Below are 12,600 nucleotides of genomic sequence, written 5' to 3' on the forward strand. Positions count from 1 at the left end.
AATCTCCGTTTTCGTCGCTTTGCTTGGCTGTCGGGCGCACAGGTCACGTACCGGAAGTGCCCTGTTGTTCACGTGTCCGAGCGCGTTCGAGTTCATCCGTCGAACATGCCGCGCGTCACAGTGGGGCTGCCCGAAAAAACGGACTTTGACGGCGAGAGTGGTGTGGTGGGTTGAATCGGGGAAGATCATGATGCTGATAGCATCACGCGATCAGTCGGCCCGTCATCAGTATCGGTCTGCAGGATTCGATAAGGACAAACATCGTGAATGCACAGCACGCTCCTAACAGGGCGCTACTGGTGCTGACCCACCGTGCAGTTCTCGACGACACCCTCCACGGCGGCGCCGCTCTCCGGCGTGCGCTCATTACCGAGGGCTGGACTGTCGACGTCACCAGCCTCCGCGGAGGCGGCCGACCGGAGGATGGGTTCGACCGTCCGCGCAACGCGGCCCGCGTGGCAGATCCGGGAATCGAGGCCGAACTGGAGGTCGTGACCGGGGGAAATGCGATCGAGCCCGCAGATTACGACGTCGTCTGCTTCATCGGACGCCGTGGCTCCACGTGGAGATCGCCCGAGAACCATGATCTCTCGCGGATCGTGGCAGGAATCGCCGATGATGGCGGGATCACAAGGCGATGTCGTGCAGTGGCTCGTCTCCCTCGCGCAAGACCTCGGTGTCGATGCGCCGGCCGGTGACCGGGCAGAGGTACTCGCGGTAGCGGATCGCCCACCCGGCACGGCCTTCTCGGGTTGCGAATTCGGGTCCGAGTTCCCGGATCGGCCGCTCGAGCACGGCGCACCGTTCCTTGTAATTGGCAGTGGTCGGGCCGAGCAGCGCCCGGCCGGTGACGGTGACGAACTGTGGGTGCTCGCCGTCATGCTCGGATATCGCGAGTTCGCCCCCGAGCGGGCGCAGGGGCGCATCCTCGGGCGCGGTCTCGATCCGGTCCGGAACGGTCGCCGTGGCGAGGCGGGCAGCGAGCAACGCGTCGCGTCGCGCGGAGGTGGCCGACTGGTCGACCCGGCCGGCTGTGTCGAGGACGACCCCGTAGACGCGGTCGGCGGCCGAGGCGGGCAGCGAGCCCGCGGCGATGTCGGCGGCGACCAGGTGCGGCTCCCGCGCCAACGGGTCTCCGAAGCCGGGCGCGTTGGCGCTCGTCCACTCCCAGACGCCGTCGTCGGCGACCTGCAGCGCGGGACCTTTGGCCTCGATCGCGGCGTCGGCTCCCGCGATCGCGTCGAAGTCCGTCGGGATGTGGCCTGCCCGCATGGTCGTGCGGACGTCGGAGCCGTGTTTGAGCCGGAAACGCCCGACCGAGCCGGGGTTGGCACCGAACCCGCCGACTGCCTTGGGGAAGGACTCGTCGACGTAGACCGCAGCAACGAGTCCAGGGACTCTCCACGGGATCCCGGACTCGACGAGGCCGCGGCCGCCGCGGTGGCGACCCGCCCCGGCAGCGCCACCCGGGAGGGCTCGCCGGTAGAGGAAGAGCATCGGCCAGAGCAACTCGAGTTCCTCGATGTTGCTCGCCGTCCCTTCGGGAATCCAGAAATGGCCACCGAAATCGACGCCGTCACCCGCCGGTGAGGCAGCCAGTGACCCGATCATGTTGTCCGCGTTCGTCGCGATGAAGGGCGAGCCGTCTGCGGTCGCTCCACCGGTGATCAGGCCGTAGAAGGCCGGATGGGCAGGGCCGATCGCCAGCGCGGCGATCTCCGGCTCGGCGCAGGCCAGCATCTTGCCGATCACCGTGCTGGAGAGGCTGATCAGCGTTTCCATGGTGTAGATGCCGGCCGGACTCACCGCCGCCGGGAAGTCCGCGCACGACAGCGTGCCGGGTACCGGGTCGAAATGGACACGCCGATACACACCGCCGTAGGCCCCGGCCAGATCGGCGGTGAGCGACGCCGTCAGGGCCGCGAGGAAAGCGCCGACGAACCCTGCATAGGCGACGTTGATCGAGCCGGCCTGCGGGTCGGTACCGCGGTTGTCGACGTAGAGATGCTCGCCGGTCTTGCGGAGCGTCATCCGGTAGACGTACGTGGCGTCGTCGCCGGTGTGCGCGGCCTCGGCGTAGAGCCGATGGCTCCAGATCCCGTCGGGGACCTTGCGCAGCCGTTCGGCGATGGTCCGTTCCCCGGCGTCGAGAACCCGGTTCATCACCGACTTGACGACGTCGGCGCCGTAGCGCTCCACCAGTTTCGTGATCTTGTCGGCGGCGACGAGGTTCGCCGAGATCGCCGCGCGCAGGTCCATGTGGACGTTGGTCGGCACGCGCGACTGACGCAGGAACACCTGCTCCAGATCCGTGCGAACAGCGCCCCGGCTGACCAGCTTGAACGGCGGGAACGCGGGTGGGTCGAGGAACATGTCGGTCGCGTCGACGCAGAAGCTGCCCATCACCGAGCCCCCTACGTCGGTGTGGTGCAGCACGTTCGACACCCAGCAGAACAGCTCGTCGCCCACGAACACCGGGGCGGCCACCACGGCGTCGGGCTGGTGAGGCGAACCGACGAACGGGTCGTTCGACAGGAACATGTCCCCGGGCTCGATGCCCGGGTCCTCCGCCCGGTGCTCCAGGATCCACTTGATCGTCAGCGACTGGGAGTTGGAGAAGTACTGCAGGTAGGGGCCGAGGAAGACCAGATCCCCCTCCTGCGTGGTGATCGACGGCTGGAAGTCGCGCGTGATCATCGTGACCGGCGAGACGCACAGCCGCTGCAGCGTCCGGCCGTGCTCCAGGTTGATGTTCATCAGCGAGTATCGGATGACCTCGAACGTCACCGCGTCGACCTCGTCGGACGACGCGGAGTGCAGACGCAGCGACGAGGGAACGTCCAGTGTCGCGCCCGGAACGTATCCGCGCTGCACACCGTCCCACGCGATCGTTGGCGCATCAGGCAGTGCGTTCATCAGGTCGCCCCCGTCGACGTGGACAGCTGGAGCCGGAGCTCGCTGCGGCCGCCGGTGGCAAGTGATGCGCCCGGCGGCACCGCAATGGTCGTGTGCGCGAGCTCGACGAGCGCGGGCCCGGTGACCGTTCCCGCCGGAATCCCGCGATGGACGTCGGTGGCCGTCCATCCCCGGCCCGGCCAGTAGACGTCCGTCGACGCGGGCGCCGACGACCGGCCGACGGTGGCTGTGGGCGTCGGGATTGCGGCCGCGACCGAGGCCCGCGCACGGAAGGCGAAGACCTCGATGCCCTGGAACATCGCCGTGCCGCCCGAGCCGTAGCGACGGACGTACTCGGCGTCGAAGTCGGCCAGCAGGCGCGTCCCGACGTCCGGTCCGGGCCGCGAGACGGGGATCTCCAGGCTGTGCATGAGCTGCTCACGGAAGCGCATCAAGGCGTCGACCTCCACGACGGCGTCCCCGGCGTCGATCCCGGCCGCCTTCAGATCGGCTCGGGCGGCCACGTCGACCTCGGCCACTGCCGCCGCGAGCACCTCGGCCCGCTCGCCCTCGAACGGTGCGAGCAGCCCGCGCTCCAACTCCCGATAGATCACGACGTCACTCGACGTGATCCCGTAGGCCGACAGCGTCGAGGCCCCGTCGCCGAGTGGAATCACCACCTCGCGCACCTCGGACTCGGCGGCGAAGCCGAACGCGTGCACCGGCCCGGCACCGCCGTAGGCGTAGAGGACGTAGTCCCGCGGATCGTGCCCGTTCTCGAGAGTCTGCTGCCGGATCATGGCCGCCGCACGCATGTTGTTGACCCGCAGGATCCCCGCCGCGGTGTCCTCCAGCGGCAGCCCGAGCTGGGTGGCGAGACCGCCGATCGCTGCGACCGCGGCGTCACGGTCGAGCGGCATCCGGCCGTCGAGGAACGCCTCGGGGCGCAGGAGGCCGAGCACGACATCGGCGTCGGTGACGGTCGGCCGGGTACCCCCGCGGCCGTAGCAGGCAGGCCCGGGCTCCGAGCCCGCGCTCTGCGGACCGACCCGAAGCCCACCTGTCGCCTCGTCGAACCAGGCGAGAGTGCCACCGCCGCAGGCGACGCTCCGAACGTCCAGGTGCGGCAGCCGGTAGGTGTACTGGTCGATCACGTTCTCCTGCGCCATCACCGGCTTACCGTCGATGACCAGGCCGATGTCGAACGAGGTGCCGCCCATGTCGGTGGCCACGACCCGGTCGTGGCGATAGGTCCGCGCCAGTCCCGCGACCCCGGCCAGGCCGCCTGCCGGCCCCGAGTCGATGGTGCCCAGCGGAGTGGCAGCCGCAGCCGCGGCCGGCAACACCCCTCCGTGGGACTGCATGACGAGCAACGGTTCGGCCATCCCGGCCTCACCGAGCCGCTCAGCGAGCCGGCCCAGGTACCGCGAGCACGCCGGCCCGACGTATCCGTTCATCACCGTCGCCACCGTGCGCTCGTACTCACCCAGTCGCGGCGAGACCACAGCGGAACTGGACACGAACACATCGGGCGCGACGGCAGCGATCGCCTCCGCGAGAGCCTGCTCGTGCTCGGGGTTGGCGAACGACCACAGCAGCGCGATCGCGACCGAATCCAGCCGGTGCTCGGCGATCAACCGTCTGATGTCCTCGACCGCTGTCTCGGTGTCGAGTGCGACGACGACCGCACCCGACGCGTCGATCCGCTCGTGCACCTCGAGCACCGCACCGGGCACCGTGATCGGCCCCGGAAGCCTGCTGCCGTGCACCGAGAAGACCTCTTCGATGGAACGGCCCGCGACCCGTCCCGAGCCGCGCATCATCGTCAACGCATCGCTGTGACCGGCCGTTGCGACCAACCCGACCCGCGCGCCCTGGCGCTGGAGCACCGCGTTGGTACCGATGGTCGTGCCGTGTCCGAACCGGCTCGTCCGAGCCAGGAGAGTCGGTAGATCGACGCCCGTGACCTCGGCCAATCGCGCGAGCGCCGCCATCACACCCGAGACCGGATCGTCCTTAGTGGACAAGGCCTTCGCCGTGCGCTGGGCGCCCCCCCGGTCGACCAGTACGCAGTCTGTGAAGGTGCCGCCGATGTCCACACCGATGAAATAGATGACCAACACTCCTGGATTCACGTCGCGCCAGGAAACCGGACGCGCCACCTGTTCGAACGACTTGCTCAGCAGCGGTAGGAAACGCCCGTTCGCCGCATCACTTCAGCGACTCGACGCCGGCAACATGGCCTGGCGCGCAATACATTGCGGACCGCGGGCCCACGTCTTCGTGCTACGCCGACGGTGGATCTGTATCGAGGGTAGCCACGTGGCTCTCCATCGACAAGTCTGCGATCGAGAACCATCGACATGTCGACCGCACGGGCAGGAAAGAGGATGGCATTATCCGCTGCTGGTGGAAACTTCTCCGCCTCGATCGACCCGAGAAATCACCAAGAAGGCTATGTCTGCCACTCGGCGCTGAATCGATGGATGGGTCGCTCGGCCTATTCGTCCGATTGACATCTGCTGTCCGTGCGCGCCGCCGGCCTGGACGGCGTCACCGTCTTGACAGTCATGCAATGGCAGGGAATTCTCGACACTTGCTGAACGGCGGCGACCAGCGGTCGGGTGCGAGCGGAGAGGAGGCCGTATGAGAACTGGCGTTCGGCGCCCACCCCGAGGCTCTGATCTAACGGATCGATCGCTCGATGTACTCGTAGGCGGTGACGGTCGGCCGTAGCAACTGTTCGCAGAGAGCTGCTCGATCATTCTCCCGTAGCGCCCTCAGCACGCCCGCGAGAATGTTGTCGTCCATCTGGCTGATCTTCACGGCGGTGAAGGAAAGTGCGCGATATGCGGACGTTCGTGCCCAGAGATCGACGACCGCCTGCACGATGAGCTGATCGGGCGAGAGGCGGTGGACCGTCAAGAGAAACTGTTCTATCAACTCCATGTGCTCGGCACGATCCGACCTTGCATCCGCGGCCCTTGCTCTATCCGCCAGGTCGGAGAGCTCTGCCATCTCGGCGTCCGACGGCCAGGCGGCGGTCGCTGCAGTCTCCTTTTCCAGCAGTCTTCGCATCAAGTAGAGTTGACGCATTTCGTTGATACTGATCCTGGCGACGAAATAGCCTCGATTGAGAGAGTGGTCCAATAGCCCCTCGGATGTGAGCACCTCCAGGGCTTCCCGGATGGGCGGGCGACTTACCTGCGCCTTTTCCGCCCACTCCTGTTGGCGAACCTGCTCGCCTGGCGACAACTCGCCCTTGATGATCGCATCGCGAATCATGGCGGCCACCGTGCTGGACGCCATCCGTCGCATCGCACGATCTGGGCTGCGCTCCACGTCGCCGGCCGCAGCGTTCGTCGACACAGCTCCCTCCGCTCTCTGCCGGAAACCTACCGCTACAGGATACAGGGGGAGGATATCGGGAGCGCTGGGCCGACAAACCCAGTGTACGGCAAACAACATCTGACGATACAAGGTGTGCATCTTGTCGACGCGTTTACCGTCACGACCGGATCGCTGGAACCTTGGGAAAAGGAGGAGCGGGCAGCGGATCGCCTTTACCTCCGACGCCTCTGAAATCAGCCCGACCACGTTCACTCAGTCGGCCACGCGCGGATGACGTCCGGCACCCTGTCCGGGCCGCGAGCGGGGCCATGCGCGTCGATCACCGAGGGGGAGCCCGTGGCGCCAGTGATCGAAATCGCAATTTTCGGGGCAAATTACCCCATTGACTGGCGAAGCGCACAATCGAACCGACGTCAGCACGGGTCATCGCTTGACACCGGCGTCAAAGAGTGCCTTCAATATTGTCGGCAATCGGGAGAACGATCAATCTCCCGAGATCGATCACGAGACGGGTGAGGGCAGCGAGCTTGCTGAGCGACGGGGGCGCCAGGCTTCTCACGGAGTTGGGGCCCGAATGGGCGTCTTGCTTCACAAGAATCATCACCTCGCTGCTGACTGCGACCACGCGCGGGGGAGAGAACGCGGTGGCCGAGGTCCCACATCTACCGGCTGGGGCGGCGTGAGCGCCGAGGCTCGACGTCGACAGCTGGGTGACTTCCTCAAGGCGCGACGCCGGCAGTTGGTCCGTGCCGACCTGGGCCTGCGCCCGGTCGCGGGGAGAGGTGAGGGACTGCGGCGGGAGGAGGTCGCGGCCCTGTCCGGGGTCAGCGTCACCTGGTACGCCTGGCTGGAACAGGGACGGGGCCGCCAGCCGTCTCGCCACGTGCTCGACGCGATCGCCACCGTCTTTCGTCTCTCAGCTGTCGAACATTCGTATCTGCTCTCGTTGGCCGGATACTCGGCCCCCCAGCCTGCGGGGGATGTGATCGCGCAGACCTCACCGGAGCCGGTGCTGCGGCTGCTGGATCACCTGACGGACCTGCCGGCCTACGTGATCGCCGCGGACTGGCAGATCGTCCACTGGACCACCGCATTTGCGGCGCTGTACCCGAACGTGGCGACTGTTGCCGAGGAAGAGCGGAACCTCCTGTGGCTCATCTTCACCGATCCCTCTGTGCGCGCGATGCTGCCCGACTGGGAAATCGCGGCTCAGCATTTCCTCGCCGAGTTCCGGGCCGACGCCGGACCCCGCCTGGCCGATCCACCGCTTGCTGATCTGGCCGGGAAGCTTCTCGACGTCAGTCCCGCGTTCCGCGCCGCTTGGGACAGGCACGACGTCATCGGATCCATTCCCACCAAGCGCCTGATTCGTCACCCCATCGGCGATCTGCACCTCGAGCGCCACCGCGCCCGGTTCTCTGATCCGCCCGCCATGCACGTGGTGATCTACACGCCGGAAACTCCCGAAACCCGCGAATTGATACGTCAACTGTGCCGCTGCTTCGACCGGTAATCCGACGACGGTGGGTGATGTTGTGATCGACGAGAACAGTGTCCGACGTACCGAACAAACGTATGCGAATCCTGATGTCGTAGCTCAACGGGAACGGCTGTTGTCAATGCTCGCGCCGCAACCGGGAGAGCGTGTGCTCGACATCGGGTCCGGACCGGGCTGTCTGCTTGAGGCGATCGCCGAGGCGGTGGGTCCGACGGGTGCGGCGCATGGTGTGGATCCGTCTCCGGCGATGAACGCGCTGGCCGCCACTCGCACGGATGGCATGCCGTGGGTTCGTATCGACGACGGTGATGCGGTCGCGTTGCCCTATCCCGACGGTGTGTTCGACGCAGCGGTGTCGACCCAGGTCCATGAGTACGTCGCCGATCTCGCGGTGGCGCTCGGTGAGCTGCGGCGGGTTCTGCGGCCCGGTGGGCGGGCGTTGATCCTCGACACGGATGCGGATTCGCCGGTGTGGCACACCACCGATCGGGAGTTGGACGAGCGCGTTCTGGCGGCGTGGGAGGAGCATCTCGTGCATCCGCGTCTGCCGCGGACGCTGCGCGGGCTGTTGCGCCGCGCCGGATTCCGCGTCACGGAGCAGCGGGTGCATGTGATGTTCAACTCGCAGATGACGGCGGATTCATACAGCGCCGGCACGACGGCCCGGTTCGCTGACGGGCAGCAGGGTCTGACCGAGGCCGACGCCGAAACGTGGCTCGCCGACCTGCGCGCGCGCAGCGACGAGGGCGACTACCTGCAAAGCATCGACCGGTACCTGTTCCTGGCGACGGTTGCCTGACCTCCGCGTCCCGGTCACGCGTTCGGTCGCCGAGGGGTTGCTACCGGGCACGGGTGGGTATAGGCAGGGTTCGCCGGGCACTCGGGGTTCCGGCCTGCAGATGCGGCCATTCCGGATGTTGCGATGGCGATGTCTGAGAGGGGTGATCCATGGCGGCGAAGGAGAAGATGATCGAGGCGAGCGTGGTGATCCGCAGGCCACGCGAGGAGGTCTTCGGGTTCTATCGGGATTTCCGGAACCTGCCTCGTTTTCTGGGGGACGTCATGGCCGTCGAGCAGGTGGATTCGACGGATTCTCGGTGGACGATACAAGGCCCCCTCGGTGTTCGGCTCGCATGGACGGTGAGAGTCACCGAGGAGCGCACCAACGAGCTGATTCGTTATGAGACCGTCAGCCTGCCCCTACTGACGACCTACTGGGAAATCCACTTCAGTCCGGGACCGCAGGCCGGCGAGGCAGAGGTTCGTGAAGTGATGAAGGCCCCTCTCGGTGGATTGGGGCGCGCGGCGCTCGCCGTGATCAGAAAATTCCCGGACAAGGAAGTGGCCGCGAACCTGAACAGGCTGAGGCAGCTGATGGAGACCGGGACGGTGACCGACACCAGTTATGCGGTGGCGGGCAAGTTCGGCCGACGCGCGCACTGACGGCTGCCGGCGGGGGCGTGCGGCACCCATCCGGAAGAACTACTGCATTGCACGCCCGATGTAGTCATGAGTGTCGACGGTCGGCCGAAGCAGCTCCTCACACAGTGCGTTCCGGTCGTTCTTGTGAAGCGCCTTCAAAATGGCGTCCAGGACGCCATCTCCTATCTGACCGTGCTCCACGGCACCGAAGGCGAGCGCCCGATACACGGACGTCCGAGCCCAGAGGTCGATCACGGCCTGCACGATGAGCTGATTGGAGGAGAGGCGGTGCACCGCTATGAGGAACTGCTCGACGAACTCCCTGTGAGCTGCGTGGTCGTGGCGCCCCTTCGCCGCCCGCGCCTTGGCTGCCAGCTCGGACAGCTCCGCCATCTGCAGGTGCGACGGCCACACCACGCTTTCCGCGGTGGCTCTTTCCAGGAGAATGCGCATCAAGTAGAGCTGATGCATCTCGTGAAGGCTGATCCGTGCAACGAAATAACCCCGGTGCGGGGAGTGCTCCAGTAGCCCCTCGAACGCGAGGACCTCCAGCGCCTCGCGTATCGGGGGTCGACTTACTCTCGCCTTTTCGGCCCACTCCTGTTGACGAACCTGTTCGCCGGGTAGCAGCTTGCCGGTGATGATGGCATCGCGAATCATGGCAGCCACGCTGCTTGCCACAGCGCCGCGCGCTGTGCGCTGCGGGCTCCGCTGCGCTTCGTCGGCAGCAGCATTCGTCGACACGGCTCTCTCCACTCGGTTGCGGGCCCGACTGTCACAGAATTGCGGTTCGAACCTGAAACATCGTAGAGGACACTTGCTCGTCTGCAGACGTTCGAGGTAATCCCTCCCTCACCCTGACGTGAGCAATGAAATCCGGATCGATGCCGTCGGCGTTCGTCCGGAGCCGGCGAGGGTCGACGGGTCCCGTCGGCCCGCGGCTCGCTGTGGCCTCGCGGTCGGTGGCATCCGCGAAGGCCATGTCGGGTGCTGGGCGGGTGGTGACCCGCAGATCACCACAGCCTGACCGAGTGCCGGACATGCCCACGCTTGACACCGTGACAGAGGATAACCTTCAATATTGCCGGCAATCCTGTCGGGTGGGACCGCCCCGCCGAGACCGCGCGTCAGACGGCGAGGGGGAGCGACATGTCGCGCCAGGAGACCAACAGGCTTCTGACCCAGGTCGGGCCCGAACCGCGGGGTAGCGACTATCCGGGCGACCGCCGACAGCTGCGTCGAAGCGAGCCCGGACCCAGGGAGGCCGAATGGACGTCTACGAAGCCCTGTACACGACCAGGATGATGCGGCGAATGCGGACGGACCCCATTCCGATCGAGACTCAATCCCGCATTCTGGACGCCGCGATCCGGGCACCCAACGGCGGCAACACCCAACGGTGGCACTTCGTCGCCGTCGACGATCCCGCGATCAAGGGTGAGCTCTCCGAGCTGTACGAGAAATGCCGTCGCAAGGAGTACGCCGACTTCGCCGAGGGGGCGCTCGGCACGCCGATCCACAGCGCCGAGGAACACGCGGAGACGATGCGGAAGATCAAGCAGTCCGGTGACTACTTCGTCGAGCACTTCGCGGAGATCCCTCTCCTCCTGTTCGTGTTCTCGATCGACGACCACGGTGGGGCGAACATCTTCCCGGCGATCTGGAGCACGCTGCTCGCTGCTCGGGCAGAGGGCGTCGGCGGCGTGATCACAACCGTGCTCCGCTATGAGGCGGCCAGAGTCGCGGAGATGCTCGATGTGCCCAGCGGGGAGGGATGGACGATGAACGTCATGCTCGCACTCGGATATCCGCTCGGTCGGTGGGGCGTCGCCGCCAATCGACGGCCGGTGCACGAGGTGGCCAGTCGTAACAGCTGGAGCCAACCCTTCGGGGTCACGATTTCGCGCCCATTGTGGGGCAGTGAGACCAGCTGATCTCCGTATCTCGACCAGTCAGCGGGCGGGTGTCACCTCGACATCCCCCATCGCATCGCCATCATCGGAGCGTCATAGTGGACAGCGCACGCGGCCTCATAGAGCGCAGCATTCCGTTCCTTGCCGAGATCAAGAACCGCACGGCGGGCGAGGAGTTGGAAGTCTGGCTGAACGAGAACCGCGGCCCCGGCACGGAGCTGTGGGACGACCTCGCCCGCATCATCAGAGCCGGCGTCGCCGAAGGTTGGGCTGCGAACATCGAGGTGGACGGCCCCAACTACCGCCGCAGCCGCCTCGCCGAGCCGAGCGAGCAGCTGAGCTACTTCAGCATCACCGCGGTCTACATGGACAGCGTGCCTGTCTACCGCGGCCAATACCACCAGCACCCCTACGGCGAACTCAACATGGTCGTGCCGCTGGACCCTGATGCCCTTCTCGGAGGGCCGCGCGGTTGGCAAGGGGCGGGATGGACGGCTCCCGAGCCCGGAAGCCACCATTACCCCGAGGTCAAAGGTGGAGCTGTGATCGCGCTGTTCTACCTGCCCGCGGGACGCATCTCCTACGACATCACCCCGCCGGAAGACGCCTCTGTCCCCGTGGGCGGCGCGGGGTAAGGGCCGGCCAGTCACACGAGCTGGGACCGAAGCATGTCGGCGGTCTCCCGCAGCACGGGCAGGACGCGCTCGTGCATCTCCGGTTCGGAGATCCGCTCCACGCTGGTGCCGACGTTCAGTGCCGCGATCACGGTTCCGTCCCAGCGGCGCAGCGGCACCGCGGTGGAGTGGAACCCCGCCTCCACGTCGTGCGCCACATACGCATGGCCTGCCGTCGCCACCTCCGCGATCTTCGTCTCCAGCGCTGCCATTGCCTCCTCGCCGAGACCTGAATGCGTGACGAGGTGGCGGTGGCGGCGCTCCTCGTCGAGGCCGCTCAGCAGGACCATGCCCAACGCCGACCGGGCGGCGGGCACCTGGAAACCGATCCCCTGGCCGATGGGCAGGGTGTGTCGCGGCAACGCCCGCGCGATCATCACGGCCGAAGCCCCGTCGAGCACCGCGGTGGTGCACGACGCTTGGAACTTCTCGGCGAGGCCGTCGCATACCGGTTGCAGCACGTGGCTCACCGGGTTCGTGGTCAGGTACGCCGTGGCGAGCGTGAGGACCTTGGGGCCCAACCGGTAGGACCTGTCGTCGGGGATCACGTAGCCCAGGTGGGTCAGCGTGAGGAGGGCCCGGCGCACGGTCGCCCGGGGCAGGTCGAGCTTCCGGGCGAGCTGGGCCTGGGTCAGCCGCTCCTCGGAGTGGTCGAACGCGGTCAGGACCAGCAGGCCGCGTTCGAGGGCTTCGGAATAGTCCGCGCGGTTGTTGCCGTCCACCTCGCGGGCAGACCGCCGGGCTTCGTCCCGCGCGTTGAGCTTGGCCACTCGCACTCCGTTCGATTAACGCACACCTTGTATCGAAAGGTAGCAGCATGGGCCGGTGAAGCCTTGCGGCGAGCGAG

General features: G+C 66.7%; 10 protein-coding genes. 5 read left to right on the plus strand and 5 right to left on the minus strand.

Features of this window, described 5'->3' with window-relative positions; genetic code table 11:
• Positions 1-627: 627 nt before the first annotated feature.
• The 3 genes from ABD743_RS39280 to ABD743_RS39290 form a co-directional block, all read right to left on the minus strand.
• Positions 628-2,916, minus strand: coding sequence for a hydantoinase B/oxoprolinase family protein (locus ABD743_RS39280; RefSeq protein ID WP_344728950.1), 2,289 nt, complete (start codon positions 2,914-2,916; stop codon positions 628-630).
• On the minus strand, positions 2,916-5,030 hold the full coding sequence (locus ABD743_RS39285) for a hydantoinase/oxoprolinase family protein (RefSeq protein WP_344728952.1): 2,115 nt from the start codon (positions 5,028-5,030) through the stop codon (positions 2,916-2,918). The genes ABD743_RS39280 and ABD743_RS39285 overlap by 1 nt, the downstream gene beginning before the upstream one ends.
• Before the next feature lie 550 nt (positions 5,031-5,580).
• The gene (locus tag ABD743_RS39290; RefSeq protein WP_344728954.1) at positions 5,581-6,264 is read right to left on the minus strand and encodes a GntR family transcriptional regulator; all 684 of its coding nucleotides are present in this window, start codon (positions 6,262-6,264) and stop codon (positions 5,581-5,583) included.
• A 661-nt stretch (positions 6,265-6,925) separates the two neighbouring features.
• On the opposite strand from ABD743_RS39290, the gene ABD743_RS39295 reads away from it, so the two are divergent.
• The 3 genes from ABD743_RS39295 to ABD743_RS39305 all read left to right on the plus strand — a co-directional run bounded on the left by ABD743_RS39295 (position 6,926) and on the right by ABD743_RS39305 (position 9,187).
• On the plus strand, positions 6,926-7,759 hold the full coding sequence (locus ABD743_RS39295; protein ID WP_344728956.1) for a helix-turn-helix transcriptional regulator: 834 nt from the start codon (positions 6,926-6,928) through the stop codon (positions 7,757-7,759).
• 22 nt (positions 7,760-7,781) lie between these two features.
• Positions 7,782-8,543 carry a methyltransferase domain-containing protein gene (locus ABD743_RS39300; protein WP_344728958.1) on the plus strand — a complete coding sequence of 254 codons (762 nt, stop codon included), beginning with the start codon at positions 7,782-7,784 and terminating at the stop codon, positions 8,541-8,543.
• Between the two features lie 149 nt (positions 8,544-8,692).
• On the plus strand, positions 8,693-9,187 hold the full coding sequence (locus tag ABD743_RS39305; RefSeq protein ID WP_344728960.1) for an SRPBCC family protein: 495 nt from the start codon (positions 8,693-8,695) through the stop codon (positions 9,185-9,187).
• Between the two features lie 39 nt (positions 9,188-9,226).
• Here the strand turns inward: ABD743_RS39305 and ABD743_RS39310 are convergent, their stop codons facing one another.
• A complete protein-coding gene (locus ABD743_RS39310) occupies positions 9,227-9,910 on the minus strand; it encodes a GntR family transcriptional regulator (protein WP_344728961.1) in 684 nt (227 codons plus the stop codon).
• Between the two features lie 524 nt (positions 9,911-10,434).
• Here ABD743_RS39310 and ABD743_RS39315 point away from each other — a divergent pair.
• Both ABD743_RS39315 and ABD743_RS39320 read left to right on the plus strand, forming a co-directional pair.
• Positions 10,435-11,100, plus strand: coding sequence for a nitroreductase family protein (locus ABD743_RS39315; protein ID WP_344728963.1), 666 nt, complete (start codon positions 10,435-10,437; stop codon positions 11,098-11,100).
• Between the two features lie 77 nt (positions 11,101-11,177).
• Positions 11,178-11,714, plus strand: a complete 537-nt coding sequence (locus ABD743_RS39320) for a DUF4863 family protein (RefSeq protein ID WP_344728965.1) — start codon at positions 11,178-11,180, stop codon at positions 11,712-11,714.
• An 11-nt stretch (positions 11,715-11,725) separates the two neighbouring features.
• Here the strand turns inward: ABD743_RS39320 and ABD743_RS39325 are convergent, their stop codons facing one another.
• The gene (locus ABD743_RS39325; protein ID WP_344728967.1) at positions 11,726-12,523 is read right to left on the minus strand and encodes an IclR family transcriptional regulator domain-containing protein; all 798 of its coding nucleotides are present in this window, start codon (positions 12,521-12,523) and stop codon (positions 11,726-11,728) included.
• Positions 12,524-12,600 lie beyond the last annotated feature (77 nt).

The sequence above is a fragment of the Pseudonocardia yunnanensis genome, assembly GCF_039534065.1.
Classification (GTDB): Bacteria; Actinomycetota; Actinomycetes; order Mycobacteriales; family Pseudonocardiaceae; genus Pseudonocardia; species Pseudonocardia yunnanensis.

Coding starts and splice junctions, on each gene's coding strand:
- ABD743_RS39280 (WP_344728950.1), bottom strand. CDS start 2,916: ATGAACGCACTGCCTGATGCGCCAACGATCGCGTGGGACGGTGTGCAG.
- ABD743_RS39305 (WP_344728960.1), top strand. CDS start 8,693: ATGGCGGCGAAGGAGAAGATGATCGAGGCGAGCGTGGTGATCCGCAGG.
- ABD743_RS39315 (WP_344728963.1), top strand. CDS start 10,435: ATGGACGTCTACGAAGCCCTGTACACGACCAGGATGATGCGGCGAATG.